This window comes from Baaleninema simplex PCC 7105 (assembly GCF_000332355.1).
Classification (GTDB): domain Bacteria; phylum Cyanobacteriota; class Cyanobacteriia; order Cyanobacteriales; family Geitlerinemataceae; genus Baaleninema; species Baaleninema simplex.
This window is the reverse complement of record NZ_KB235958.1, coordinates 2,101,528-2,127,593: the sequence shown is the minus strand read 5'-3', so window position 1 is coordinate 2,127,593 and position 26,066 is coordinate 2,101,528. Positions and strand designations below refer to the sequence as shown.

Genomic DNA, 26,066 nt, shown 5'->3' with positions numbered 1-26,066 from the left:
GCCACACCAACTGGCGATTTTGTGGTTTACCTCCACCACGGGTTTTTCGGGTGCTGCGAACCATACCCTTAGGATCTTAAAGACCGTTTCCGGTAAGGCAATTTTACCAGTTTGTTCGTTTCGGCGCTATCCCCTTCTCTCGCTATCGCATTGTTCGGGGGATGCACCGAAACTCACCGCCGCTTCACCACCAACCAAGCCTATTGGCTATGGTTGGAGCGCTGCGACGAATCTTGGTAGATTTCGAGAATTTTCAACCGTCCCGGCAAATCCGGGCGATCGACCAAAACCTGGCGATCGAAGCGTCCGGGGCGCAACAGAGCCGGATCGAGGGATTCCGGGCGGTTCGTCGCCGCCAACACGATAACCGTATTGTCGCCCGCAGCGAACCCGTCCATTTCAGTAAGTAACTGGTTGAGGGTTTGTTCCCGTTCGTCGTTACCCGAGAACATCCCCCCCGACGCGCGAGATTTACCAATGGCGTCGAGTTCGTCGATAAAGATGATGCAGGGAGATTTTTTCTTCGCCTGCTCGAACAAATCGCGCACTCGTGCCGCTCCCGCACCGACGAACAGCTCCACGAACTCCGATCCCGAGATGCTGAAAAAGGGAACGCTGGCTTCTCCCGCTACCGCTTTCGCCAACAAGGTTTTTCCGGTTCCCGGCGGCCCCACAAGCAACACGCCTTTGGGAATGCGCGCGCCGATACGGGTGAAGCGATCGGAATTTCTGAGAAACTCGACGACTTCTTCGAGTTCGGCTTTCGCTTCTTCGACACCCGCCACGTCGTCAAACGTAACTTTAGTGGCTTCGTCTTCGACGTATACCTTTGCTTTACTTTTGCTAATCGACAACGCACCTTGGGGGTTGTTCGCCGCCCGTCCGAGGAAGAACTGCCAAATCGCGACGAAAATCAGCGGCGGAATCACCCAGCTTAAAATATTACCAAACCAACCGGTTTTCTGCGGCGGTTGGGCGGAGAATTCGATACCCTTCGATTCGAGGCGGTTTGGGAGTTCTAAGTCGAAAATTGGCGTGGTCGAAAAAATTTGTCCGGCTTCGTCCTCTTCTCCTTTGAGTTGATAGCGAATTTCGTCTTGTCCGACGGACACTCGCGCCACCCGCCCGTCTTCAACTTGGTCGATAAACAGGCTGTAGGGAACGCGGGGAATTTTCGGCGCGAACAGTTGCGGGAAGAGGAGATTGGGTGCATCTCAGTTTGGCAAAAACATGAGAATTGGAGGCTGAAATCCTTATTCTCTCGTATAGATTTACATTTTTGAGATGCACCCAGGAGATTTAAGAGTAGGAACCCACCGGAGACCCACAGTAAAATCGTACCGATGAGTCGCGATCGAGACGGTTGGGGATTGTCTTTAACACTCATTGGGCAAACCTCAATATAGTTGAGTTAGAGAGCTGAGCGCGATCGGTCGGGAAAATTTTAAAACCCTTTTGGGGTGAATTTGACGTAACGTCTATAAAAAACTATTTTTGTCTGTATTATCGCATACTAATTTTAAAATATAGGCGATCGCGCCGGTCGAAAAAAACGAACTCATCTCAGATTGCGTTCTCCGTGTTCTCTGTATTTCTGTGGTTTCTATGCCAATTCTCAACGTTTTTCTATTGACTTCGCCAATTCAAGTTTTTCTTGTCGGGTAGGTAATGCCCACCTAGACCTTTTAAGGTGGTTTGCGAGCAAGGGTGCATCTCAGTTTTGCAAAAATATGAGAATTGGAGGCTGAAATCCTTATTCTCTCGTATAAATTTACATTTTTGAGATGCACCCGCGAGCAAGTTTGCTTTCAGCAATATCAAACTTGAAATTTTTTTATTTTTTGGACAGGTGGGCTACTACTTTCAGCGATATCAAATTCGATAAGTTTTGGACAGGTGGGCGATGCTCACCCTACAACTTAAAAAACAGATATCAGGACATAACAACTTCTGTTTTTCTTTCAGGTTGTAATTGTTCGATCGCCTCTAGCAATTCCCGTTCAAATGCTACCTGAGCGCGATTGGTTCGTCCGCCCACATATAGCTTTCCATCTTGTTTTAACGCCCAAACCTGCGAGTGAGAAGCATAACTCATTAACGCACTCACCATTAACAAGCCAAAACCTGAATAAACAAGCGGAATCCCCGGATCGGATTTAATTTGCAATCCCGTCGCACCAGTGATATCTATGAGTTTCAACGTGACGCCGTTAACTTCCGTTTCACCACCGACACGAACCGAAGAAACCAACTGTCCCTGAGTATCGTAAACTAACGCCGTTCCCTGTAAATCCCGCGCCAACAGCGAAACCCCTTCGCTCAAATCCGGTTTTGTAGGAATCCAAGTTCCCCAAATTCGCCCGTTTCCACCAGTGTCTAACTTCGCCATCGGAAGTTGAAAAATAGGGCTGTTGTTGAGACGAATTTTGACGTTAGAAATACTCCAATCCGTTTGATAGAAAACTACACCGTTATAGCGAAGCGGTTCGTTTACAAAAATGGTTTTGCGATCGATCTCTTCATTGTTTTCATCGACGACCGATAAATCGGAATAAAACTGATCGATCGCGCCGTCTGGGGTATAGTCGATCCAAAAACGATTGACTTGTAACTGCCAACCGCGAAAGCGATCGAGCGACGCCCAACCGCCTACATCGATAAAGTTTCCAACGGGGGTTGTGGTTCCGCTGGGAATCATTTCTTGAGCCATTACCCCGGTCATGGTTCCCAAAATGGCACCCGCGAGAATCAACAACATACTGGCGTGAACGATAATCGGGCCGATGCGTCCGATAATGCCTTTGCGAGCGTAAAGCGATTCCCCTTCTTTAAATACCTTATAGTTTTGTTTCTGGAGTAAAGTTTCTAACTGTGAAATGTCTCCACTCTCGAGTTCCGTACTCAACGCTAATTTTTGAAATTGACGGGGTTTTGTATAAAACTTCCACTGTCGCGCCGCTTTCAACGCCGGAAGTTGTCGTGTAAACGTGCAAGCGGTGAGGCTACTTCCAAAGAGAATCAATAACGCCAAAAACCACCAAGTTTTATAGACGCGATCGAGTCCTAGCGTCAACAGAACTTTCCAACTGAGAAAGCCGAACAACGCGGGATCTTCAGGATAGTTCGCGCGGTAAAACTCGAGAGTTTCTCCCTGTTCGATAACGGTTCCTACGGTACTCGCTACTGCAATGACGAGCAGTAACACGATCGCCAACCGTAAATCGGCTAAAAGCGGCAGAAGTTCCCGACGAAACCAAGCGGTAATGGAAAAATTAGACGTTCGAGCAGAATCGGACATTTTGAAAAATTGATAGATAATTGATAGTTGATAAAAAGTCGTAGGGTGCGCGTTTTTCAGTGAACAGTCAACAGTGAGCAGTGAGCAGTGAGCAGTGAAGACAGTTTTCAGTTAACAGTGTCTTCGTTGTCACCATGTACAAGGGTGTGTGACTTGGAGAACGGGGTTGAAATCGTGCTTACCGATACATCGTCACGCACCGACGCTAAACTGTGGGAAAGAAACGGAATAGCAGTGTAAAGACGCCGAAGCCGACAAGTAACGCGCCGCTGGTGGGGGTAATCCAACCCGACCAACGGCGGACAGACAGGAGCTTTTCCATCGTGGCGGCGAAGGTTCCGGCTAAGATGAGGGGGGCGACGTAACCGCTGGTGTAGGACAGAAGCAGAGCGCTTCCGAGAAGAGGGTTTCCGGTTGCAGACACCCACGCCAGCAACGTGGCGAGGACGGGGGTACTACAGGGAGACGCCACGAAGCCAAAGGTGAGGCCGAGGAGATACGATCGCACCCCTCGGGGGAGGTCGTCAGAAATCCAACCCATCCCATCGAAGGAGGGAAGTTGTAGGGGTAAGGCTTCGAGGAGATTCAACCCCATGAGAATGGCGATGACGGCGACGAGGATGGGAAGTCCCGCCCCGACTTGGCCGTAAACGCGACCGAACGACGCCGCCGCGAGTCCCAAGGCGGCGAGGGTGGTAGCCAGTCCCAAGGAGAACCACACCGACTGTAGGGCGGCGCGACCTCGATTTTGAGCTTCGTAACCGCCGATGTAACCCAAGGTAATGGGAAGCATCGACAGCATACAAGGGGTGAGGCTGGTCAGCAGTCCAGCACCGAAAACCACCAACACGCTCGTTGCGCTTAGGTGAGTCAGTTGGCTGCTAACGAGGCGATCGGCGAACTGTTGAAGATGATAGAGAGTCGTTTGTAGGAATTCGATCGAGCCAGTGGCGTCCATGAACGATGCTTAACAATCAAGTGCTGCTTTGACAATTGTAACGGTCTTAACCGAACTGACTCGAGAGAGATGAGGAGATGAGGGGGTGAGGAGAGGAGGAGACGGTGCGATCGCGGAAGCTGTGCGTCGCACGATCGGGGTCGGTGTCTGACGTGGAAACATCAGATCGATCTGAAGTCAACGTCATTGTTGGCGGTACGTGACGATCGACCGGTTTAACGATTCACACCCGATTGTTCGAGTCACGCACCCTACAACTCATCGACAAATCCCCCTCACATCACCTCATCATCTCATCATCACCTCACCCGGTTTAGCGTCCTGTGACTTGACCGATGAGTTGCATCACGTCGTCGCGGGTGAGCTTTTCTTTTCCCAAAGCTAGGGTTTTGAGGGTTCCGTGGGCTAAGACTAAGGGAATTTTACAGAAGTCCAAGGCCGGGCCGGGCGGGAGAGATTCTGTATAGCGATCGGCCATTTCCAGGTTGTGTCGCGCGTAAGCCTGCATTTCCACCGCCGTCCATCCGTCTGGGAAAAAGTCCACGCCCCGAGATCGATCTTCGCGGGCGTTGCGGAGGATGTTGACGGTTTGCAGTCCCCGTCCGAAGCCGATGGCGTCGGTACGGTTGGTTTGGGTGTTATCGTACCAGGCCCATAAATCTGATAGTAGTAGACCCACTGCACCGGCGACGCTAAACGTATAGCGATCGAGGTCGGCGACGGTGCGAATCGTCCAGTTGCACTCCGCCCAGTAGGCCATGCGATCGGCCATGGCGGCGGTGGCGTCCCAAATGCGGGGCGCGATCGAGCGAGGGGCGAGTTTGGCCCAGTCGTCCACGCGCAGGGTAACTTCGGGAAGTCGATCGCGAGATTTTCCCCAGTCAGCCCCGAAGCGATCGCCGTGACCGCCGGTTCCCGTTTGCAAGCTCAGAGAGATTCCTCGCAGTAGCTGGGCTTTCGTGGCGTTATCGAGATCCTCGTGGTCTTCAATTTCGTCGATCGCGCGCATACATAAGTAGGCGGACGCCACCGCCTCTTTCAAGTCAGTGGGTAAAAGGCTAATCGGAATGTAAAACGTCCGACTGGTCTCTTTTAGCACCTGTAGCGCGTCTTTTTGGGAATTCATCCGTTCGACTCCTCACATCAACTCGTCATCTAGCATATACTTCTATTCGCTCTCGGTCATCGGGTGAAGTGACGGTCAGAAAAGTCGAACGCCCCACCCCCTCGTTTTCTGGAACGGTCTTGTGGGGTAGGGCGTTGTGTTAAGGCGATCGCTTTTCCTTATTCGAGGGAATAGCCCGTCGTTTTTTCGATATAATCGATGACTTTTTGATAGGCTTCGGGTTCGCTTTGCTCGGTTAAGACGATCGGGCGATCGCCTTCGGTCAAATATAACGTCAAACGGCTGTTCCAAGAGAGCGAAAAAGCAACGATCCGATCGAGATCGATTATGTATACCTGTTTATCCCGCTCGTAGTTGATTTTAATCCAATACGCCACAGGATGCCCTCCAGTCTCCAGCCGAGATTATGAGACTTCAGCCGGGAAATTTGTGGAAGGATCGACTCGATCGAACTCCGTAGCGGCCTCGCTCTCGCTGATGGTTTCGTTTTCATCGCTTGCTGGAGTCATACCCAAGGAAGCTCGGACGAACCCTTTCACGAGAGGGTGAGGGTGGTTGGGGCGCGACTCGAATTCTGGGTGGAACTGAGTCGCCACAAAGAAGGGATGGTCGAGGAGTTCGATAATTTCGACGAGTCGTCCGTCGGGAGAGGTTCCGCTCACGGCGTAGCCCGTTTCGAGGAACAGACTGCGATAGGCGTTGTTGAACTCGTAGCGATGGCGGTGGCGTTCGTAAACCACTTCTTGACGGTACAGGCTAAAGGTGGTCGTTTCGGGATTCAAGCGACAGGGATAGAGTCCCAAGCGCATGGTTCCCCCCAAATCCACCACGTCTTCTTGTTCGGGTAACAGGCTGATCACCGGATTGGCAGCCTCGGGATCGAATTCGGAACTGTTGGCACGGTCTAGGCGAGCGACGTTGCGGGCCCATTCGATGACGGCGCATTGCATCCCCAAACACAAGCCCATGAAGGGAATGCGGTTTTCGCGGGCGTAGCGAATGGCGGCGATTTTACCGTCGATGCCGCGACTGCCGAACCCACCGGGGACGACAATGCCTTGGACACCGCTGAGGTGGGTTTCTGCGCCGTCTCGTTCGACATCTTCGGAGTTGACCCAGCGTAGTTTGAGTTGGCTGCCACAGTCGATAGTGGCGTGACGCAGGGCTTCGACGACGGAGAGGTAGGCGTCGGAGAGTTGGACGTATTTGCCGACGATGGCGATTTCTACTTCGCGATCGGGATGGTGCATCCGTTCGATGAGGGTGCGCCAGTGTTCGAGATCTGGCTCTCGCTGTTCGAGTCCGATGCAATTGAGAACGGCTTGGGCTAAGCCTTCTTGTTCGAGAACCAACGGGACTTCGTAAATGCTACTGGCGTCGGGGGAGGTGATGACTCGCTCGACCGGAACGTCGCAGAATTCCGAGAGTTTTTCTTTGAGATGGGAGGGCAGGGGGCGATCGCACCGACACACCAACATATCCGGTTGAATCCCGATCGATCGCAGTTCTTTGACAGAATGTTGGGTGGGTTTGGTTTTCATTTCCCCGGCCGCTGGAAGCCAGGGCATCAGGGTTACGTGGACGTACATGAGGTTTTCGCGTCCTACGTCTTTTCGGAACTGACGAATGGCTTCGAGAAACGGCAGGGATTCGATATCGCCGACGGTTCCGCCAATTTCGACGATGGCCACGTCGGGGGAGGTGTTGCGAGCGACTCGCAGAATGCGCGATCGAATTTCTCCGGTAATGTGGGGAATCACTTGCACGGTTCCCCCTTGATAGTCCCCTCTGCGTTCTTTATTGATGACCGCTTGGTAAATCGAACCTGTGGTGACACTGTTGAGGCGGGACATGGACGTGTCGGTGAAGCGCTCGTAGTGTCCTAAGTCCAAATCCGTTTCGGCACCGTCTTGGGTCACGAAAACTTCGCCGTGCTGAAACGGACTCATCGTGCCGGGATCGACGTTAATATAAGGGTCGAGTTTGAGAATCGAAACTGAGTAATTGCGGGATTTGAGAAGCCGTCCCAAGCTAGCGGCGACGATTCCTTTGCCGATACTGGAAACGACGCCACCTGTAATAAAAATGAATTTGGTCATGGAATTCGAGCGAGCGGTGTAACCGATGGGTTCGTGTTTGCCCTGGGTTCATTTTGCCATAGGACACGACCGGGTTGGCGGGAATTTGGTAAATCGTCGCGACGCGGGAGGAGTCTGTTTCAGTGCGGATTTCAAAAGTATTAATTAATGTAAAAATGATGAGAGAACTGATGTCAGTAGCCCGCTAGGGCGAGGGGGTTCGGGTGACAACTCGTCAGACTACGTTGTGGGAGCGGTTTTTATCGCCCGTCGTGCGATCGCTCGTGGACGAGGAGGCGATGCTTCGCTTGTCCGAGCGGATCGATTGGGAAACGGAGGTGGCGCGACGCTGCGATCGCACTCTGGTTTATCCTGACTATTACCAAACGCAGAACTTCCACGGCGTGAAAGGGGGATATCTGACGTCGGGGGCGGCAGTCTCTTACGATCCGATTACGCAGTACGTTTTACCGCCTAATGAGACTTGGGTGCGCGAAGGGGCGATCTCGGCGGTGCGATCGCAGCCCCGACGCATTCTCGATCTCGGCTGTGGGACGGGTTCGACGACGTTGATGTTGAAGCAGGTTTTCCCCGAGGCGGAGGTTATCGGGTTGGATTTGTCCCCTCAGATGCTCGTCGTGGCGGCTTACAAGGCGGCGCGAGCCGGGTTGGATATCGCTTGGAAACACGGGTTAGCCGAACGGACTGGGTTTCCCGATGCGTCTTTCGATGTGGTGTCGGTGTCGCTGCTGTTTCACGAACTCCCGCCAGAGATCTCGCAACAGGTATTGCAGGAGTGTTTTCGTTTGTTAACAACTGGGGGCGAGGTGGTGGTTCTCGATGGGAATCAAGCGACGCTCCGTCAAACGCCTTGGTTGATGGAGGTGTTCGAGGAACCCTACATTCGCGATTATGCGGAGGGCGATGTGGTGCAGTGGATGCGACGGGCGGGATTTGAAGCGATCGAGGGTCGCGAACATTGGTGGATTCATCAGGTGACGCGAGGGGTGAAGCCGTTGGCGGTTTCCTCTCGGACACAGCCTTTAGAGGAAGTGTCCTTTGAAGGCGGTTCGATGGCCTTGGCTTAGGGAGATGAATATTTTTGATCCCACCCCAACTCTCCCCGTTTTCAGGGGAGGGAACGAGTTGCTCCCTTTTGCTAGCGGGGATTGAGGAGGGTTACTTCAATTCCTATAGGAGGTCGATCGGAAAACGTTCGATTGAAATGCAAACTCTCAATTCAAGTACATGGGACTGAAGGCAGTTATTTTTGATTTTAACGGGGTTGTGATTAACGACGAACCCATTCACGAGCGTTTGATTTCACAATTATTGCTCGAGGAAAATTTACGCCCCAATCCAAAGGATTTTCAGGCGGTGTGTTTGGGACGCAGCGATCGCGTGGCGTTGAAGATGTTATTCGAGCGTCGCGGCCGCTGCGTGACGGAGGAGTATTTGGGGGAGTTGATGCGCCGCAAGTCGCAGATGTACTTGGAGGAGTTGAGCCAGATGGAAACGCTCCCGAGTTACGAGGGGTTGACGGATTTTATTTTGAAGCTGCGGCTGGAAAACTTGCAGTTAGCTTTAGTCAGTGGGGCGTTGCGCGTGGAAATCGAAACGGTACTCGATCGCCTGGGGTTAACCGAACAGTTTCCCATCATCGTCGCGGGGGACGACATCGCCACTAGCAAACCGGAACCGGACGGGTATCTGCTCGCGGTGGAAAAGTTGGGGTTGAAACCGTCGGAATGTTTGGCGATCGAGGATGCGCCAGCGGGAATCGAGGCGGCGCAACGGGCGGGGTTGCAAGCGGTGGGAGTGGCGAACACTTACCCGGTTCATATGTTGCAGCGTCAGGCGGATTGGGTGGTGGATTACCTCTCGGAATTGGAACTCGATCGCGTGCGGGAGGCGTTTGAAACGGAAGTTCCCGCGCGGTTGGGGGCGTCTCCAGAGGCTTCGAGTTCCGATTGACGGGCGTAAGTAATTTTTTTTTTGGCGATCGTCCGTTTTTTTCAGTTTTGTGATATGATGGGTAATTGCGAATCGGGGAATTAGCTCAGTTGGTAGAGCGCTGCGATCGCACCGCAGAGGTCAGGGGTTCGAATCCCCTATTCTCCATTAGTTTCGATTGACACATTATTTGTCGTTGTTTTGACGTTCTCCCCCGCCAATTGGCAGGGGGATTCCGGGTTCGTCGATCCACCTTTAAATCTCCGCCAAGCCAACTCGCTGACTCGAACCCACTCTCCTTCAACTCTCCGACTGGATTGTTGTGAGACAATGGCTGAAGACCCCAGAGGGCTAATCTCCCCAGGCTTTTTTACATTTCCGTGCGCCCCACGGTACGTTGGAAACCATTTGAGCAAATGCTCGACTTTTCTGGTCTCGCGACTCTTTTGAGTGCTTGCGTTTTTAAAGAGGTCTCTCGCACCTCGGCACCGATGTCGCAATGGTCGTTAAAACCCTTTACGAGCTGGGCTACCGACGAATCACCCTGCACTGGACTGACTTCAGTTTAGCATTCAAATGCCGCCCTTCTAGGGCGGGGCTTGAAACCCTCAATCTTTGGTCAAGTCCCGTCCTTTGGGAAGGCTAGCATGAATGCGATCGCTCAGTCGTTTGGGTGCATCTCAATTTCGTAGAACGACCCCTCCCCCTTCAGCACCTCCCCCTAGTAAGGGGAAGATGGGTGGGGTTCCGGGTGCAAAAGTGAGATGCACCCCTTTTAATTAGTCGATCGATAATTGTTGTTGTGGGTTAGACTCCAGGTCGCGCAAGGTGCGACGGGTGAGTTTGACGTAGGTTTTAACGGTATCGTAGGGCATTTCTAAATCGTCGGCGATCGCCTGGAGAGATTCGCCGAGTTCGCGACGGGCGAGAATGGTGGCGCGGGTTTGGCAGATTTTACGGGCGCGATCGCTCTCGGGGCGTTTTTGGCGCGTCAGCAACAGCTCGTTTAAATCATCAATGCGTTCGGCGAGGCGCGCTTGCTCGCTGTTGGGTTCGGCGGTGGCTTCAGTCCACCCCACGCAGGTTCGTCCTAAGCCGAAAGGGGTTTTGTGGCCGGTTCCGCAGTAGGGGGCGAAACGGGCCAGAGCGGCGAACAGTTTGGCGTAGTCGGGGTTTTGACGGCGAGCGGTGGCGGAAACGGACAGCTCGATCGATCCGGTAAAGCCGGTGACAGCCCCCCGCTTTCCGGCGGCGACTTTGTGGGAGCGGATGTCGTGGCGGCGTAAAACGACGTGGGAATCGACCCAATCGAGGAAGTCTTCTGTCTCGACGGGAAGTCCTGAGAAGTCGTTCCAACGGCGCAGGTAGCTGTGAAAGAGGTTCGTGGGAACGGGAAGGGGGACGTGATGGCCGCGATGGCGAAAGCTAGTGGGACTGAGGAAACTCAGTCGAACGCTGGCGGCGTCGGCGGTGTCGAAGAGGGTTTGATAGGTCGTTGGTGGAGGATCGACTTCGATCGCCTTGATGTCGAAGGTTGCAGCTCGCAGGTTGAGGGTTTGGGGTGGGGTTTCTAGCCAGGTTTTCGCCCACTTGACTAGCTCGGCGGTGAGGAGGTTTAACGTCCAGCCGTAGGTGCGATCGCCCGAGACTTGCAGTTGGCGTCCGACTAGGGGAAGTTCGCCGTCGAGAAGGGAGAGGGAAAAGGGTTTTTCGGATTCGCCGTCGTGGAGGTAGGTGGAGAGTTCGGGATTGCTTTGGCGCACGCAGTCGAGAAACCAGGCGTGCAATCCGATGCTGTATTGGGGAAAGAGAGTGCTGCTGTAATGGGGTTGCAACTCGAAGCGAAGGCCGACGAGTTCGGTGTCGTCTGTCCAGGTGGGGAGTGAGGGCATTGGGGCGATCGAGGAAATTGTTAAAGTAGACGACTTTTTATAGTGTCCAGCTTTTGATGGGGAACCGTCAACTGTCCGGCGATCGACCTGTTGATGAGGCTGAGGGCGTATTGCTATCTTTCCCATACAATTGTTACGATCGCTCTTCTGAACGTTGAGGGCGATCGGTTGGGGCGAACTCACCCCGCCGCGTTGCATAAGTGAGCGATCGCGTTTTTTGGGTTAACAGACAATTCTGAAAACCCTTACATTGGATTGGACAGCAACCCACAATGAATATCAACCACTATCTCGAGCGAATTCGGTATTCTGGCGATCTAAATTTGAGTGTAGAGGTTTTGCGGGCGTTACAAGAATCTCATTTGTTAACGGTTCCGTTTGAAAATCTCGACGTTCACTATGGACGGGCGATCGAACTGGATCTCGATCGCATTTACAAAAAAGTTGTTTTAAGTCAAAGAGGTGGATTTTGTTATGAGCTAAACGGACTTTTTTACGAGCTTTTGAAAGGTTTGGGCTTTCAAGTTAAGCGAATTTCGGCGCGAATTTTTGCCCGTAACCAAGGTTCCGAACGGGAATTCGACCATTTGGTAACGATCGCTCGTCTTGACGACCGAGATTTTTTATTGGATGTGGGATTTGGTGAGTTTACATTGCATCCGTTAACGATAAAACCGGGAATCGTACAACAAGATCCCAGAGGGAATTTCATTATTGAAAAACACGAGGGAGATGTTTATCGTGTGGATAAGATAGAAAATGGAGAGGTCGAGCCTCAATATTTATTTACGTTAAAGGAAAGAGAGTTGAGTGAATTTCAGGAAATGTGTCGATACCATCAAACTCATCCTGAGTCGTTTTTTACGCGACAGCGTTTGATTAGTTTGGCGAGGAAAAACGGTCGCGTGACGATCGCAGGAAATAAGTTGAAAATCTCGGAAAGCGATCGGGTTGAGGAAATCGAACTCGAGAACGAAGCCATGTTCGAGTCTAAGCTGAAGGAGTATTTTGGTGTGACGCTGGATTTTTAGGTGCGACGATCGCCCGCTAAATTGGAGTTGTTAAAGACGGTTCAACGATAAGGTGCGAAACACCTGGCTTGGATGGGTCTTTTCGATTTAAGGTGACAAGTTTATTTCATAATAAGTAAAACCCTTATTGTAGGGGCGTCACGGCAATGCGCCCCCGCCCAATTTTGCATTCAAAATAACAAATTACACCGCAATTCCCGAAGACCCTAAAAAACCAGCGATCGCGCCTGTGTCGATACTGTTACGGCGATCGTTTCAATCTCTGGTTTCTTCGTCTGGGGGCGATAGAGGGCGATCGTAGGTGCGATCGAGGGGATAGGGGGCGCGAGTGGCGAACATGACGTCGTAACCGCCTTGTCGGAGAAGGGAAATTAGGGCTTTGTCGCCCAGCCAACTGAGGGCGAGACTGCTGGTAAAAACTAGCCCGGTGCAGAGAATTACAGAGAATAAGCCCAGAGGGGCAATGATGAGGATTATCCAGGTGATTCCAGCGTTGGCGAGGGCGACGAGAACGCTGCGGTAGCGGGTGAGTTGTTTGGCAAGGGTGCGAGACATCATGAAAGTTTGAGGGTAGAGGTTGCGAACGTGGCTATTATGACATCCATATGGAAGGTGCAGCTTCCATGTAGGGAGTTAAATAAAAGAGTCGAGCGATCGCAACGGGTATGACGACACTTTATTTAACCGAACCGGGAACAGTGGTGGGATATGGAAACGAGAGTTTGACGGTGAAGCGAGGGGAGGAGAAACGCCGCTGTCGGTTGGCGGAGTTGCGGTTGCTGGTGGTGTTACCGGGGGTGCAGTTGACGGCGCAGGCGATCGCCGCCTTGCTCGATCGTGGAGTGGAAACGTTGTTTTTACGGGGAGACGGACGGTTTCGCGGACGGTTGCAGGGACAGTTTCAGACGAATCCGACGCTGCGGTTGGCGCAGTATCGGGTGGTGGATACGACGTTCGGGATGGCGTTGGCGCAGATGTTGGTGTTGGGGAAAATTCGCAATCAACGGGTGTTGTTGCAGCGGCGCAACCGCGAGGTACAGGGACGAGTGGCGGTGTTGGCGGAGGCGGTGGAGACGATGGGGACGTATATACGACAGTTGCAGGGGTTGGAGTCGCCGCTGGAGCGATCGCAGTTGATGGGAATTGAGGGGATTTGCGCCCGAACGTATTATCAGGCTTTGGCGCAGGTGTTGCCCCCTCGCTGGAATTTTTCCGGGCGCAACCGCCGTCCGCCGCGAGATCCCGGAAATGCGCTGTTGAGTTGGGGGTATGGGGTGTTGTTGTCGAGGGTGTTTTCGGCGTGCGTTCGGGCGGGATTCGATCCCTATTTGGGGTTTTTCCACGCCACGGAACCCTATCGTCCCAATTTGGCGTTGGACGTGATGGAGGAGTTTCGTCCGGTGGCGATCGATCGAACGGTGTGGGGAATGTTGGAGTCGGATTTACTCGATCCGTTGGATTTCGAGCCGTCGCCGGATGGGGAAGGGGTTTGGTTGGGAACGACGGCGAAGAAGTTATTTTTGGCGCAGTTGGAACGTCGGTTTCAGACGCGGTTTTTTTACGAGCCGCAAAACCGCCAGTTGACGTTGAGTCAGATTTTGTTGGAACAGGCGCGGTGGTTGGGACGCTGTTGTGTGGAGTTGCGCTCGGACTATCGGGCGTTTACGGTGCGGTGAGGAGGTGGTGAGGATGAGTCGGTTGTGGTTGGTGTGTTATGACGTGCGGTGCGATCGCCGCCGGAGGAAGTTAGCGAAGTTAATCGAGCAGCGATGCGAGCGGGTTCAGTATTCGGTGTTTGAGTGTCCTTGCGACGAGGAGATGTTGGAGCGGTTGTTGAAGCGGTGGTTGCGGGTGTTGGAGTTACCCGAAGACAGTTTGCGGGTGTATCCGTTGGACGAACGGGCGAAACGGGAAACGCGGGTGTTTGGGTCGCCGCCGCCTTACGAACCGCCGGATTTTTTGATTTTGTAACTGTTTTTTGGGGTTTAAGTTTGGAAGTTTTATGGCTTTCTGTCTTTTGAGATGGAGGTTTTGAGTGTGTTTTTTTTTGTAAAATGTGGTTTTATCTTCGCGGAAAGCTAAAGTAAATTTAAAATTTCCTGAAAAAATGTAAAGTTTTGCAATTTTACGAATTTTGAGTTGACAGCGTCTCGCGTTTTCGATAAAGTTAGTACAGCTTCAAATTCAAAAGATTTTCTTTTGAAACCTTTTAAGCGATCGAGGTTGTAACAGAGTGTGAATCAGCTTCGCGGAACTGCACCTTGAAAACTAAATAGCACAAGGTTTCTAAAGCTATAGGGTTTTTCCCTACTTTTTCCCCGCAAGGGGACGGAAACTATAGTGGCCCTCTTTTAAGCATTATTTCTTTAGATTGTTTTTCCCTACTTTTTCCCCGCAAGGGGACGGAAACAAGGGTTGCTTAACCTTACAAGTTGAGTGAAACAAACTAATGGTTTTTCCCTACTTTTTCCCCGCAAGGGGACGGAAACCTCAGCGAACTTCTGAGACACCCGCCAGTCGAACCGGCCCGTTTTTCCCTACTTTTTCCCCGCAAGGGGACGGAAACTGTTTTTGGGCATGATGAAAAGATTCTGCTACATAATCCCGTTTTTCCCTACTTTTTCCCCGCAAGGGGACGGAAACATCTAAGTTGTTAAAGATTTGGATCTGCCACGGATCTGTTTTTCCCTACTTTTTCCCCGCAAGGGGACGGAAACAGTCGGGATTCCATATAAACTCCCATTATACTTACTTCGTTTTTCCCTACTTTTTCCCCGCAAGGGGACGGAAACCTAGTTATCGGCGATTCTAGGAAAGGTTGGGTACAGGCTTTAGGTTTTTCCCTACTTTTTCCCCGCAAGGGGACGGAAACTCATCCGAATTTTTTGGTATTGAATTTGACGGTCTTCGTTTTTCCCTACTTTTTCCCCGCAAGGGGACGGAAACGTTGTTGAGATACACGCTGACGATGGACAGGCCGCCGAGTTTTTCCCTACTTTTTCCCCGCAAGGGGACGGAAACAATGGAAGTACGGTGAAAGTAGTACCACCCGTCCTCTGTTTTTCCCTACTTTTTCCCCGCAAGGGGACGGAAACTTAAGGTCTATGTAATTGAGGGTTTAATGAATAAGAAACGTTTTTCCCTACTTTTTCCCCGCAAGGGGACGGAAACTAAGCGGGCTTGGTCAAGTAAGCAGACCGTGTTGACGCTGGTTTTTCCCTACTTTTTCCCCGCAAGGGGACGGAAACTTCCGCTGTTAACCTTCTTTCTACAAACTTTTGAAGATGTTTTTCCCTACTTTTTCCCCGCAAGGGGACGGAAACCTGCTCCTCCGTGACGGGGTACTCCGACTGGAGGTCTTTCACGTTTTTCCCTACTTTTTCCCCGCAAGGGGACGGAAACTCAGTCAACAGGCTGAGAAGCTCACCGGAGAGGAATGTTTTTCCCTACTTTTTCCCCGCAAGGGGACGGAAACGCCCTTGTTTCTCCATCTCCTTCCGGGTGAGTCCTAAGTTTTTCCCTACTTTTTCCCCGCAAGGGGACGGAAACTTTAGTGGAAGTCAAAGGAAAAGAAAAGGAGGTGATTACTGTTTTTCCCTACTTTTTCCCCGCAAGGGGACGGAAACCCACGGCAATTTCTAGACGTTGGGAATTATTGCAAAGGGTTTTTCCCTACTTTTTCCCCGCAAGGGGACGGAAACAGTTTAGGCTTGAGCGTTTCCGCTTCCACCTCTTCGGTTTTTCCCTACTTTTTCCCCGCAAGGGGACGGAAACGCGACCGACCTCCTCCTTCCGGGCGGGTTGGGGATTCCGTTTTTCCCTACTTTTTCCCCGCAAGGGGACGGAAACAAAAGAGACCTTCTTGTTTTTGCCGAGTCCGACAAACCGCTCGTTTTTCCCTACTTTTTCCCCGCAAGGGGACGGAAACAGGATAGCCTTCCTCATCGTAATAGTCTTGATAGACTATGTTTTTCCCTACTTTTTCCCCGCAAGGGGACGGAAACGTCATTGATTTCGGTTGGAGCTATCCTGAAGGGGAAGTTTTTCCCTACTTTTTCCCCGCAAGGGGACGGAAACACCCCGTTGGCCTCGAAGGCCAGAAGGGTTTCCACGAACTGAGGTTTTTCCCTACTTTTTCCCCGCAAGGGGACGGAAACTTGAGGATAGGTATGTGGGAGCAGTTACGGATCTTACCCCCAAGTTTTTCCCTACTTTTTCCCCGCAAGGGGACGGAAACACAATGGGAGCATAAGCTCCACCTGAACCCGGAGGCTCTCGAGTTTTTCCCTACTTTTTCCCCGCAAGGGGACGGAAACGTTGCTGCTGACGCTGCTTGGCAGCGCCGCCGACACCGCGCGTGTTTTTCCCTACTTTTTCCCCGCAAGGGGACGGAAACTAATTTTAATGACGAGACTTTCCCCTGTCATATGGTGTTTTTCCCTACTTTTTCCCCGCAAGGGGACGGAAACGACTCAGAGGAGTGCCATTGACCGAGGTCGGGATAGGTCTACGTTTTTCCCTACTTTTTCCCCGCAAGGGGACGGAAACCTGTTTGAGGATCAGGTCGGTTTCGCAATCGGCATTAACGTTTTTCCCTACTTTTTCCCCGCAAGGGGACGGAAACTAATAGAGGAGTCTACCTTTAAATGACTCCTCTTAATGTTTTTCCCTACTTTTTCCCCGCAAGGGGACGGAAACAAATTATTGAAAGGAAGTAAGATCCGTTAGATTAATGTTTTTCCCTACTTTTTCCCCGCAAGGGGACGGAAACTCCAAAAAGACTTTGAGCCATTAGGGTGGTTTGAGAATCCATTGTTTTTCCCTACTTTTTCCCCGCAAGGGGACGGAAACGCGGAGGCGGTCATCGTGAATGGACCACCCTACCTTGGGGAGCTCCCCCGTTTTTCCCTACTTTTTCCCCGCAAGGGGACGGAAACATTTTTCTCATTAAGTTTGCTTAGAGTCCCTAAACGTTGAAAAGTTTTTCCCTACTTTTTCCCCGCAAGGGGACGGAAACTGGCTCTTAGAGCCATCAGGCTTTAATGTATACTGATCGTTTTTCCCTACTTTTTCCCCGCAAGGGGACGGAAACTGTGTATCCTCTTTCTTCTTCTCTTCGTCTTTCTTCCTCTTTTGCTGTTTTTCCCTACTTTTTCCCCGCAAGGGGACGGAAACCTTATCGTAGCCTTCACGACTACGCTTAGCTGCTACTTCGTTTTTCCCTACTTTTTCCCCGCAAGGGGACGGAAACAATCCCCCTCGTTAAAGAACGCCCAGATGTGCATCAGCAGAGTTTTTCCCTACTTTTTCCCCGCAAGGGGACGGAAACTTTTGTTTTTGTCTTCTCGTCGCAGTTCTCAGGTGAAGTTTTTCCCTACTTTTTCCCCGCAAGGGGACGGAAACCCTTTGAGTCGGTTGAATTCAGTCAACTCAAGATTTTCAAAGTTTTTCCCTACTTTTTCCCCGCAAGGGGACGGAAACCATATGGTTGCGAGCATTGTGAGCTTTTACAGGAAAAGTTTTTCCCTACTTTTTCCCCGCAAGGGGACGGAAACGCTACGTTAGCTGGTTTGGCGAAGAATCAGATAAGCCAGCACGTGTTTTTCCCTACTTTTTCCCCGCAAGGGGACGGAAACTATCGGAGCTAAAGACAGACCTTTTTTTTGCTATGCAGTTTTTCCCTACTTTTTCCCCGCAAGGGGACGGAAACTTATAAGATATTTTTCCTATATCACATGTACATTGTCCTCCTACGTTTTTCCCTACTTTTTCCCCGCAAGGGGACGGAAACCCTGCCTGATTACCTCCCCATGACAAGGAAGTGGACGACACCAACGTTTTTCCCTACTTTTTCCCCGCAAGGGGACGGAAACCTCCCACACCTCTGAGACCTCTAACCCTAGCTCCTGAGAGTTTTTCCCTACTTTTTCCCCGCAAGGGGACGGAAACATGACCAGCAAGTAGTCTTAGGTATCTTAAACCTGTCTACCTCGTTTTTCCCTACTTTTTCCCCGCAAGGGGACGGAAACTAGAGAATGAAGGCGGTTGCTGTCAAGATTGTTGCGTTAAGTTTTTCCCTACTTTTTCCCCGCAAGGGGACGGAAACCTACTTGCTCAATACTGGTAAGATTGCAGCAGGAAAGTTTTTCCCTACTTTTTCCCCGCAAGGGGACGGAAACATAATCAATTTGTTTCAGAAAAAACTGATATAGATAAGTTTTTCCCTACTTTTTCCCCGCAAGGGGACGGAAACGGCTGAAAAGCCGAAAGCTTCCGTCGTGAACGTCAACGTTTTTCCCTACTTTTTCCCCGCAAGGGGACGGAAACATCATTCTAATCTCTTCACTTATCCTTGAGTTGATAAGTTTTTCCCTACTTTTTCCCCGCAAGGGGACGGAAACTAAGTAAGTAAGTAATGCCCCAGCTTGGATTTGAAGTTTTTCCCTACTTTTTCCCCGCAAGGGGACGGAAACTGGACACACCCCACGCTATACATGAAGAACGCAATCCCGATGTTTTTCCCTACTTTTTCCCCGCAAGGGGACGGAAACTTTATAAAATGAATCGGGATTGGAAAAACTAGGCTCATTAATACATCGAAAACCAGAAAAAGCCGCCCTAGAAGGGCGGGGCTTGTATCCCATTATTCTTGGTCATTGACGAAAGCTCGATCGACGAGTTCGCATCGCTTAAGTAAAGCGGAAAAAGAGAGAAACAAAGGAGAATGGTATATGTCCGTTTATTATCGAACGGCGTGTAAAGCCGACGCAAATGCCATCGCAACTGTGCATGTAACATCATGGCAGGAGACATACCACAATATACTTCCCTCGGAATTACTCGAAAACTTATCTTTAAAAAAACGAAGCGAAGGTTGGGAACGCATACTGACAAACAGCAACACATCTATGGACGCTGCATATGTTGCTGAATACGATAACTCAGTAGTTGGTTTCGTACACGGAAGTTCGCAGCGCACAGAACCGCTACTGAGAATGGGTTTTACGGCGGAAATAACTTCAATATACGTCCTGAGTGCCTACCATAACGCGGGAATAGGATCCGGACTGATGAATGAAGTCGCTAGAATGTTCATATCGAAAGAACATAAAGCAGTTTCATTGTGGGTTCTGGAACAGAATGTCAGAGCACGACGATTCTATGAAAATAAAAAGGGAGTTATCATCGATACTAGGGTCGAAACGAGAGGAATACATAGATTAAAGGAGGTATCATACGGCTGGACGGATATTGAAGTTCTATTAAATAATGCATCTACAGTATGAATAAATATACTGATACAAATTAACGCCAATTATTCCAATCATGGTCGTAGCCGCTGCACCTATGATACCAAACTTCAAGGTCGCATACATCATTATAAAGAAATGTGGAAGATCGTAAATCGCTATTGGAAGCACCGATGCCTTTGTATAATCGTTAATATAAAGCGTTACCGCCACGGAACCAGTGATACAATTTCCGAGTTGTTCTATCGCTAGCATTAATATTACGTAAAACAAGACCACACGCATACTCTGCTCCGCAATATATGCTATTACAAAATGGGAAGCGGTCAAGTTTTTTTATACCTTTTCCCCGCAAGGGGGCGGAAACGATAACCGGGGTGTCCCCGGCAACTGCCATAACCTGTTTTTTTCTACCTTTTCCCCGCAAGGGGACAGAAACATAAAGCCGAACAAACCCTAGATCTTCTGCCACTGCGTTTTTTCCTGCTTTTTCCCTGCAAGGGAATGGAAACGGCGATGCTAAAGCTAGAAAGCAAGATGGTTTACCCAGTTAACCCCGAATTATCTCTCGATATCTATCCCTGAGAGCTTTCACATAGAGCCAGTTGGGAATGCCATAATTCCCGATCGCCCACATATCGTTAAATTCAATTACCACCTGCTCCTGGCTTTCTAGCACCCCGATATCGATACAATAAGTACTCGGAAAATCAGACTTATTCTCTCGAACGACCCGATCGAGATAGTCCTTATCGGGAAAGACAAAAACATCGCCAGAGTAATTCCTGACATCTAATATCTCGTAGCGATGAATATAAGCCCTCCATTCACTGACAATAGGAGAGCTAAATACCGGATACACTAAAACCCGAACATCGAGCGGTACGTCCTCAAGACAGCGATAGGAGTACCCTTCATGAACGAAACCCGTAAACACCTTCATATTTTTCGGCTTAATAAATAAGGGCTTATTTTCTCGTTCGCGCTTCTCGAGTGCTTCCCCTAAAGTCATACATTGCGAAACTCGATTGGAGTTCCTCGGAAGTCGAGGCATGGGTATTTTCAATCTGTTCCAGACTTCCCGCATAAACTCCACCGTCCCCACGAAGATTCCTCGGCGTAGAGCGTCGTCGTATTGACCTGTCACTAATTCCTCATAAGAGATGAGTTGATAGGGTTCTTCTAATTCCCGACAGCCATACAACGCACAAGCCGCGTCGAAGTGATGGGGAAGTCCGTTTTCCATCTGGATGTAAAACACGATCGCAACCTCAGAGTTTGTAGTGTAATTAGGAAATTACGATAAGTCATCGCCACTCTAGCAGCTTAGAGATCCCTAACCTGACGAGTCAAGCTGGATTGTCGATCTGAGAAACAACACGATACACCCAGAACAAGCGCCCAAAACAATTTGAATCTTACCGCCGATCGTGCCACTCTGATAAAAGCATGACACACCTTAAAACCCTCAAACCGTTGTGATTTACTTCGTTACAGGCGGACAGCGTTCCGGTAAAAGCAAATTCGCGCAACAGTTGGCCAAACGCTTGTCCGACACGCCGATTTATCTAGCAACATCGCGGATTTGGGACGACAACTATCTCGAACGGATTCGACGCCACCAGAGCGATCGCGACGCCACCTGGCGAACGGTGGAGGAAGAGAAATATATTTCCAAACATCAGTTTGTGGGGGAAGTGGTGGTTCTCGACTGTATTACCCTGTGGCTGACGAATTTTTTTATGGATACCGAAGGCGATATTGACGAGTCGTTGAAGTTGACGAAGCGGGAACTGTTGGAAGTTTTAAAGCAGGATTTTACGTTAATTGCGATTTCTAACGAGATCGGGATGGGTTTACACGCGGAGAACGCCAACGGACGAAAGTTTGTGGATTTACAGGGTTGGATGAATCAGTTTGTCGCCGATCTCGCCGACGAGGTGTTTTTCATGGTGTCGGGTTTACCACTGAAAGTGAAGTAGCGGTTCGTCTGGTGAATTCACGTATCGCAGACGAGGCGAGATCCCCGGCATCTCGGAGATGCCGGGGATCTTTGAGGAAAATATTAAGCAAATTAGTTGGGGTACGGGATTACGTGTGTTCCGATGGAACTGGATATCTGAGATCGGTCTCAAGCTCGAACTCGCCAGAAAACGAACATTAACGAAATGGGTGCATCTCAATTCTGCGATAAGTATAAATACTTAAAGGAGTAAATCCCCTTCTAGCAGTCCTTGAGGAAAATATTGACAAATTGCCGAACTTGTGTATTTACGAAAGTGAGATGCACCCAACGAAATGCCGATATAGAGCTGTTTTCAAGAATACACTTAAACGTCCCGAGTATCGGACGTATGGCGAGGTCGTTATAACTCACCCCACTAAAAAACGCGACATCGGGCAAAATACAGATAATAGATTCCTTAAAAAAGGAAGAAAATATCATGGCGAATGCAAAAGATATTCGCGAAGGCGGTTGTCTGTGCGGTGCCGTGCGCTACCGTGTAGATCTAACCGAAGCAACGCATAGTACCTGTCACTGCCGACACTGCCAGAAAACTCATGGTGCGCCCTTTGGGATGTTTACAGTCGTACCGGTGGAGTATTTCACCTGGCTGTCCGAACCGGCAGGCGAAGCCCGTGCCAGCGATCGAGCTGTACGCCGCTTTTGCGTGCAGTGCGGTACGCCCATGACATGGGAATCGCCCGAGTATCCAGACCAGCAAAGCTTCTCAAGCGCAACACTGGACGACCCGAGCGGTCTGACAATTGCATACGAGCTTTTCGTCTCCCGCCGGTTTCCCTTTATCGCGCCCATCGAGGGAGCCAAACAGTATCAAGCCGACTGGGAAGCCTGACAGACACCCAAGCGTCTGACGGGATGGCGATATTCTTCAATCTCTTTTTTTGTGCGTTTTTCTAACAAACCAATTAAATTTCCAGTGTCCAAATCTACGAACACTGCATAATAATTTCCTTGTCCTTTCACAACGGCAATTTCATCAATTCCCAATCGTTTCAGACCTTGAGGCTTTTTTTCAATTAGCTCTTTTCCTAAATCTTTGAGCATCGTTTCAATTTATCGTTGCCTAGTCCATATTTTCGAGCAGTTTTGCTGAGAGTTCCTTCTAAAGTTTCTTGCACAACTTGCTGGCGGAATCTTTTTGTATATGTTCGCTTCTTGGGAATGACTTCTAAATCTTCGCTAAACTTCTTTCCACAGTTTTGACACCTCATTTGTCGGCGGTTAACTTGCAGGTAAACTGATTGTTCCATCAAAGGCAAATCTCTGACAACATATCGATGATTTTAGTGAAGTTTACGGGTGCTTTTTCCTCATTGGGGACAGGGTACTGCCCTGGGTTCATGTTCGATATAAAGGGTAATTCATACTTGTTCTATAAATTGATAATCTTTTACCTTCATTCCGTCTAAATTGAGAAGTTTTGTCATTAGTTTGAGTTTGGGGTTAGAAGTCATTTGAGTTCTCTAATTATAGATCGAGTCTAAATAATTGCATTTACTCTACACCAATCGATCGCTCTATATCAAGACTTGTAAGCTTTACATAATTTCGGCTTTGAATTTTAAATATCGGCATCGGGGTTAAATTAATATTTTTTTGCATAGCAAAATCGGAAGAGTCTAAAAAATAAAATCCTTCTTATCTTAAAAACATTCAAAATCTCGAGAAAGACTCGACTTACAAATAAGAATTTTAATTAGTAATTTTCTACAAATTTATTCAAGCAATTCAATTAATTATAAATTTTAAATTATAAATCTAAATCATAAAAATAGCATGAATCCCAAAAAAAACGATCGAATGCGAGGGAGCCATCGATGAAAATTTCCACCTTTACAGCACAGCTTTCGTCCTTCCCGTTAACATCAGTTTCAGACGAACGACAAAAACCCTTAACCCTCCTTTTAACTCAGCGATCCCGTCAGAATTCTGGCGACCCCTACCCCAATCGAGTCCTGCCAAACTCCAAAGGCGTCATAGCAAGCCTCACCTGAGTTCTCACCGCGCTCTCTCCTGCTGCACTCTTTGCCAATCAGCTCTCAATCCCTCTGAATCGAACGAAGCGTTTGGGAGCCTCCTCCTCAGATGAAAATCGATCGAACTCGAGAAAAATCGAGGGTCTCCCCCGAGAAAATTGTGCAGCAACAATAAATTTCAGCAAGCAGAATTTAAAGATTCAATAAGCAAAATTTAAAGATTCAATAAAGCGAAAACAAGCCAGATTTAACTGAGTCAAAATAACTGTTATCATCAAACTAATTACGTGTTTTTCGTTCTATTCCCAATATGCTATTTTCCTTTGACACAGCAAAAACAATCCTTTCGCACTCCCTACCAATTTTCGGGAGTGCAACCGTCCTCGCCGTCACCGGACTGGCTCAAGAGGCTAACGCATTTCAACTCCACAACGGCTTAGGTTTTAACGCGATCGTCTTTAACGATTTGCTGGCCGAGAGCGGCGACACCGAAGGTCGTTTAGCCGTTGGCGGCAATCTGAAGTTGCCCGGTTCCTACTCTGTCGGCGATTGCAGTTCGGGTACAATTATTTGCTCGAAACCTGGTAACGTTCTCGAAAGATCGATCGACGGCTCGCGTATCGATTTAGTCGTTGGTGGCGACATCACCGGCAGTGCCGCCTGGGGCATGAATTCCGGTAGCGCCCGCATCGGCGGTAACATCAGCGGTGTCGATATCACCACAGTTCCAGGGAGTCCGAACACGATCGTCGACGGTCTCGGAAACAACCTACCGGTAGACTTCGCAGACTTGAAAGCCGATTTGCGTCGCGATGCCCATCTTTTGAGTACCCTAGACACCACCGACGGAACCGCCGTAACCGCCACACCCTGGAGTTTGGTCTTAAAAGGAACCAACTCCGACTTGAACGTTTTCAACATCGATGCAGACACCTGGGCGGGTAGCACCGGTCTAACGCGCTACATTGACGTTCCCGACGGTGCCAAAGTAATCGTCAACGTCGCTGGCGAACGTGTTGATATTTCCGGCGGTCAGCTTAACTTCGGTTCCGAAGGCTGTCTCGACCCAGCTTTTGCCGGAATTCCGGGGGTGAAGATTTGCGGAGATCCCGAAGATTTCAGCACGCGAATGTTGGTGAACTACTATGAAGCCAAGACAATTAATTTGAGTGCTTTCGACCACCAAGGTTCGTTACTCGCTCCGACGGCAAATTTGAGCGTCAGTGGCGGTTCGGTCAACGGACAATCGATCGTGGAATCGGCCCAAGCCCGCAGCGGCTTTGAGTTCCACTATCGGGGCAATGGCGGCGAAGTTCTCGATGTCAGCGAAATGTTTCCCGAAGACGGCGGTGACAATGGAGACGTGACGGAGATTCCCGAGCCGTCGCTGTTGTTGGGCTTGCTGGGGGTTGCTTTGATGGGTGTCCGTCGCAAGCGGTCTTAAGGATTATGTTGGAGTTGGGTCTGGTTTAAAACTTGTGACGTACTCCCGACATCGATGCAAGCATACGATGCGGGCTTCTCCCACCTGCTGCATCTACAACGATCTCTGTGTCGAGAGCGCAGGATTCGAGCGTTTTAGAGTGAGGAGACGCCCATCCCCACTTTTAAGTTTCTTCTCCCCAAAGGAGGCTTGCTTTTTCACATCTTCTCTTTCAACCTTGGAAACGGGGGACTTGCGGCAATTGCCTACGGGTCGGTCAACTCCAGTTGTCGGCGGAAGGAGCCAATTCGCAGAAGAGTTTTCTCGGCACTTTCTAAGTTCATTATACCTTGCCGCTCGGCTATCCCGGCCGCCGCTCACCAAGCACGGGTAGAGCGCGGGGCTTCTCGCCGAGGGAGCTAAAACTTCAGCTCGTCGCGACGATCGCCCATGCCGTGTTATTTTTGGAGATGCTGACGGGGTGCATCTCAACCAAGAGAATCTCTGTCGGGCGATCGAGGGATTGGGTCGATGTCTGATTTTGGAGATGTCCGTGGTGCCGGTAGTTCGGTGGGGGCGATCGCCTTTGAGAAATGCCTTGAGCGCTTTGACATACTCCCCAGCCTGAAGGCGTGGGGATTCTTTACGCTTCATTGAGTTGTGCTACCGAAGTAGTCTGACCATCTCTCGACGTACATTTAAGGTCGTGCCGATGCCCCATGCCGACCATTTCTATATTTTTAGACGCATTATCATCTCGGTCGTGTTCTGTACCGCAATTTAGGCAAATCACTGACCGCACAGACAAATCAATTTTTCCCCACCTATAACCGCAATTAGAACAGGTTTGACTGGTGGGTTCCCAACGTCCGATAACTACAAACTTGGGGTCTTCGGAGTTTGAGGTGATAATAGTATAATAGAAAACAAATGCAGGCGGATCTAAAGATTGAACTTTTTTGTAGAAGACTTAATCAACTTACCCAAAGTAAGAGTGAGAAGCGTGGTCAGGGAACGCGAAGCAATATTTTTGCAGCTAGGCTTTAGAGAAGAGG

General features: G+C 50.0%; 22 protein-coding genes, 1 tRNA gene, 1 pseudogene and 1 CRISPR repeat array. Of the genes and pseudogenes, 10 read left to right on the top strand and 14 right to left on the bottom strand.

The genetic code is table 11. From position 1 onward, the window contains the following. Window positions 1-236: 236 nt before the first annotated feature. The 7 genes and pseudogenes from GEI7105_RS30140 to pyrG all read right to left on the bottom strand — a co-directional run. Window positions 237-1,175, bottom strand: a pseudogene (locus tag GEI7105_RS30140) (ATP-dependent metallopeptidase FtsH/Yme1/Tma family protein); the annotation flags it as partial. A gap of 758 nt (window positions 1,176-1,933) precedes the next feature. Then, on the bottom strand, window positions 1,934-3,298 hold the full coding sequence (locus GEI7105_RS0111535; RefSeq protein WP_017660614.1) for a cytochrome c biogenesis protein: 1,365 nt from the start codon (window positions 3,296-3,298) through the stop codon (window positions 1,934-1,936). A 205-nt stretch (window positions 3,299-3,503) separates the two neighbouring features. Beyond that, on the bottom strand, window positions 3,504-4,256 hold the full coding sequence (locus tag GEI7105_RS0111530) for a cytochrome c biogenesis protein CcdA (protein ID WP_017660613.1): 753 nt from the start codon (window positions 4,254-4,256) through the stop codon (window positions 3,504-3,506). Window positions 4,257-4,302: 46 nt separating this feature from the next. Further along, window positions 4,303-4,443 carry a hypothetical protein gene (locus GEI7105_RS38405; protein ID WP_158413192.1) on the bottom strand — a complete coding sequence of 47 codons (141 nt, stop codon included), beginning with the start codon at window positions 4,441-4,443 and terminating at the stop codon, window positions 4,303-4,305. 126 nt (window positions 4,444-4,569) lie between these two features. Next, entirely contained in the window at window positions 4,570-5,382 is an 813-nt protein-coding gene (locus tag GEI7105_RS0111525) for a squalene/phytoene synthase family protein (RefSeq protein ID WP_017660612.1), read from the bottom strand. Window positions 5,383-5,540: 158 nt separating this feature from the next. Continuing rightward, a complete protein-coding gene (locus tag GEI7105_RS0111520) occupies window positions 5,541-5,759 on the bottom strand; it encodes a hypothetical protein (protein ID WP_017660611.1) in 219 nt (72 codons plus the stop codon). 27 nt (window positions 5,760-5,786) lie between these two features. Continuing rightward, the gene (pyrG, locus tag GEI7105_RS0111515; RefSeq protein ID WP_017660610.1) at window positions 5,787-7,481 is read right to left on the bottom strand and encodes a CTP synthase; all 1,695 of its coding nucleotides are present in this window, start codon (window positions 7,479-7,481) and stop codon (window positions 5,787-5,789) included. Window positions 7,482-7,684: 203 nt separating this feature from the next. Between pyrG and GEI7105_RS0111510 the strand changes: the two genes are divergently transcribed. The 3 genes from GEI7105_RS0111510 (at window position 7,685) to GEI7105_RS0111500 (ending at window position 9,581) form a co-directional block, all read left to right on the top strand. Beyond that, window positions 7,685-8,548, top strand: a complete 864-nt coding sequence (locus tag GEI7105_RS0111510) for a class I SAM-dependent methyltransferase (RefSeq protein ID WP_026097596.1) — start codon at window positions 7,685-7,687, stop codon at window positions 8,546-8,548. A 160-nt stretch (window positions 8,549-8,708) separates the two neighbouring features. Continuing rightward, window positions 8,709-9,434 carry an HAD family hydrolase gene (locus GEI7105_RS0111505; RefSeq protein WP_017660608.1) on the top strand — a complete coding sequence of 242 codons (726 nt, stop codon included), beginning with the start codon at window positions 8,709-8,711 and terminating at the stop codon, window positions 9,432-9,434. 74 nt (window positions 9,435-9,508) lie between these two features. Further along, window positions 9,509-9,581 (top strand) — tRNA-Ala (locus tag GEI7105_RS0111500). Window positions 9,582-10,192: 611 nt separating this feature from the next. On the opposite strand, the gene cas6 is transcribed toward GEI7105_RS0111500, so the two are convergent. Beyond that, the gene (cas6, locus tag GEI7105_RS30135) at window positions 10,193-11,503 is read right to left on the bottom strand and encodes a CRISPR-associated endoribonuclease Cas6 (RefSeq protein WP_342662822.1); all 1,311 of its coding nucleotides are present in this window, start codon (window positions 11,501-11,503) and stop codon (window positions 10,193-10,195) included. Between the two features lie 74 nt (window positions 11,504-11,577). Here cas6 and GEI7105_RS0111490 point away from each other — a divergent pair, with 74 nt between their 5' ends. After that, window positions 11,578-12,336, top strand: a complete 759-nt coding sequence (locus tag GEI7105_RS0111490; protein WP_017660606.1) for an arylamine N-acetyltransferase family protein — start codon at window positions 11,578-11,580, stop codon at window positions 12,334-12,336. Window positions 12,337-12,591: 255 nt separating this feature from the next. Here GEI7105_RS0111490 and csx18 read toward each other — a convergent pair whose 3' ends face one another. After that, window positions 12,592-12,894 carry a CRISPR-associated protein Csx18 gene (csx18, locus tag GEI7105_RS30130; protein ID WP_144053766.1) on the bottom strand — a complete coding sequence of 101 codons (303 nt, stop codon included), beginning with the start codon at window positions 12,892-12,894 and terminating at the stop codon, window positions 12,592-12,594. A gap of 107 nt (window positions 12,895-13,001) precedes the next feature. On the opposite strand from csx18, the gene cas1 reads away from it, so the two are divergent. From cas1 to GEI7105_RS30125, 3 genes are all read left to right on the top strand, one after another. Further along, window positions 13,002-14,012 (top strand): CRISPR-associated endonuclease Cas1, encoded by a 1,011-nt coding sequence (cas1, locus tag GEI7105_RS0111480; RefSeq protein ID WP_017660604.1) that lies wholly within the window; start codon window positions 13,002-13,004, stop codon window positions 14,010-14,012. Between the two features lie 13 nt (window positions 14,013-14,025). Beyond that, window positions 14,026-14,307, top strand: coding sequence for a CRISPR-associated endonuclease Cas2 (cas2, locus tag GEI7105_RS0111475; protein WP_017660603.1), 282 nt, complete (start codon window positions 14,026-14,028; stop codon window positions 14,305-14,307). A gap of 328 nt (window positions 14,308-14,635) precedes the next feature. Then, a CRISPR array of direct repeats spans window positions 14,636-18,887; the repeat unit is 37 nt; unit sequence GTTTTTCCCTACTTTTTCCCCGCAAGGGGACGGAAAC. A gap of 180 nt (window positions 18,888-19,067) precedes the next feature. Continuing rightward, complete coding sequence (locus tag GEI7105_RS30125; RefSeq protein WP_083862364.1) at window positions 19,068-19,622, top strand: GNAT family N-acetyltransferase; 555 nt, start codon at window positions 19,068-19,070, stop codon at window positions 19,620-19,622. A 154-nt stretch (window positions 19,623-19,776) separates the two neighbouring features. On the opposite strand, the gene GEI7105_RS37160 is transcribed toward GEI7105_RS30125, so the two are convergent. Then, window positions 19,777-20,058, bottom strand: coding sequence for a hypothetical protein (locus GEI7105_RS37160; RefSeq protein WP_144053765.1), 282 nt, complete (start codon window positions 20,056-20,058; stop codon window positions 19,777-19,779). Between the two features lie 78 nt (window positions 20,059-20,136). Further along, the gene (locus GEI7105_RS0111465) at window positions 20,137-20,847 is read right to left on the bottom strand and encodes an ATP-grasp domain-containing protein (RefSeq protein WP_144053764.1); all 711 of its coding nucleotides are present in this window, start codon (window positions 20,845-20,847) and stop codon (window positions 20,137-20,139) included. A 217-nt stretch (window positions 20,848-21,064) separates the two neighbouring features. Here GEI7105_RS0111465 and GEI7105_RS0111460 point away from each other — a divergent pair, with 217 nt between their 5' ends. Further along, entirely contained in the window at window positions 21,065-21,568 is a 504-nt protein-coding gene (locus GEI7105_RS0111460) for a bifunctional adenosylcobinamide kinase/adenosylcobinamide-phosphate guanylyltransferase (RefSeq protein WP_017660600.1), read from the top strand. Between the two features lie 462 nt (window positions 21,569-22,030). After that, a complete protein-coding gene (locus GEI7105_RS34825) occupies window positions 22,031-22,444 on the top strand; it encodes a GFA family protein (RefSeq protein WP_071592002.1) in 414 nt (137 codons plus the stop codon). On the opposite strand, the gene GEI7105_RS33395 is transcribed toward GEI7105_RS34825, so the two are convergent. Together GEI7105_RS33395 and GEI7105_RS41030 are read right to left on the bottom strand one after the other, a co-directional pair. After that, on the bottom strand, window positions 22,423-22,656 hold the full coding sequence (locus GEI7105_RS33395; protein WP_017660598.1) for a transposase: 234 nt from the start codon (window positions 22,654-22,656) through the stop codon (window positions 22,423-22,425). The genes GEI7105_RS34825 and GEI7105_RS33395 overlap by 22 nt on opposite strands. Next, complete coding sequence (locus GEI7105_RS41030) at window positions 22,641-22,862, bottom strand: helix-turn-helix domain-containing protein (protein ID WP_071592001.1); 222 nt, start codon at window positions 22,860-22,862, stop codon at window positions 22,641-22,643. The genes GEI7105_RS33395 and GEI7105_RS41030 overlap by 16 nt, the downstream gene beginning before the upstream one ends. Window positions 22,863-23,898: 1,036 nt before the next feature. Between GEI7105_RS41030 and GEI7105_RS0111440 the strand changes: the two genes are divergently transcribed. After that, window positions 23,899-25,032, top strand: a complete 1,134-nt coding sequence (locus GEI7105_RS0111440) for a choice-of-anchor A family protein (protein WP_017660597.1) — start codon at window positions 23,899-23,901, stop codon at window positions 25,030-25,032. 622 nt (window positions 25,033-25,654) lie between these two features. Here the strand turns inward: GEI7105_RS0111440 and GEI7105_RS36005 are convergent. Then, window positions 25,655-25,885 (bottom strand): zinc ribbon domain-containing protein, encoded by a 231-nt coding sequence (locus GEI7105_RS36005; RefSeq protein WP_375339035.1) that lies wholly within the window; start codon window positions 25,883-25,885, stop codon window positions 25,655-25,657. Window positions 25,886-26,066: the final 181 nt, after the last annotated feature.

What these genes read in the sequence shown, in the direction of transcription:
- cas6 (WP_342662822.1), bottom strand. Translation starts at nt 11,503, where the DNA reads ATGCAACGCGGCGGGGTGAGTTCGCCCCAACCGATCGCCCTCAACGTT.
- cas2 (WP_017660603.1), top strand. Translation starts at nt 14,026, where the DNA reads ATGAGTCGGTTGTGGTTGGTGTGTTATGACGTGCGGTGCGATCGCCGC.
- GEI7105_RS30125 (WP_083862364.1), top strand. Translation starts at nt 19,068, where the DNA reads ATGTCCGTTTATTATCGAACGGCGTGTAAAGCCGACGCAAATGCCATC.
- GEI7105_RS38405 (WP_158413192.1), bottom strand. Translation starts at nt 4,443, where the DNA reads ATGACGTTGACTTCAGATCGATCTGATGTTTCCACGTCAGACACCGAC.
- csx18 (WP_144053766.1), bottom strand. Translation starts at nt 12,894, where the DNA reads ATGATGTCTCGCACCCTTGCCAAACAACTCACCCGCTACCGCAGCGTT.
- GEI7105_RS41030 (WP_071592001.1), bottom strand. Translation starts at nt 22,862, where the DNA reads ATGGAACAATCAGTTTACCTGCAAGTTAACCGCCGACAAATGAGGTGT.
- cas1 (WP_017660604.1), top strand. Translation starts at nt 13,002, where the DNA reads ATGACGACACTTTATTTAACCGAACCGGGAACAGTGGTGGGATATGGA.
- GEI7105_RS0111490 (WP_017660606.1), top strand. Translation starts at nt 11,578, where the DNA reads ATGAATATCAACCACTATCTCGAGCGAATTCGGTATTCTGGCGATCTA.
- GEI7105_RS0111530 (WP_017660613.1), bottom strand. Translation starts at nt 4,256, where the DNA reads ATGGACGCCACTGGCTCGATCGAATTCCTACAAACGACTCTCTATCAT.
- GEI7105_RS0111505 (WP_017660608.1), top strand. Translation starts at nt 8,709, where the DNA reads ATGGGACTGAAGGCAGTTATTTTTGATTTTAACGGGGTTGTGATTAAC.
- GEI7105_RS0111440 (WP_017660597.1), top strand. Translation starts at nt 23,899, where the DNA reads ATGCTATTTTCCTTTGACACAGCAAAAACAATCCTTTCGCACTCCCTA.
- GEI7105_RS0111535 (WP_017660614.1), bottom strand. Translation starts at nt 3,298, where the DNA reads ATGTCCGATTCTGCTCGAACGTCTAATTTTTCCATTACCGCTTGGTTT.
- GEI7105_RS0111525 (WP_017660612.1), bottom strand. Translation starts at nt 5,382, where the DNA reads ATGAATTCCCAAAAAGACGCGCTACAGGTGCTAAAAGAGACCAGTCGG.
- GEI7105_RS33395 (WP_017660598.1), bottom strand. Translation starts at nt 22,656, where the DNA reads ATGCTCAAAGATTTAGGAAAAGAGCTAATTGAAAAAAAGCCTCAAGGT.
- GEI7105_RS34825 (WP_071592002.1), top strand. Translation starts at nt 22,031, where the DNA reads ATGGCGAATGCAAAAGATATTCGCGAAGGCGGTTGTCTGTGCGGTGCC.
- pyrG (WP_017660610.1), bottom strand. Translation starts at nt 7,481, where the DNA reads ATGACCAAATTCATTTTTATTACAGGTGGCGTCGTTTCCAGTATCGGC.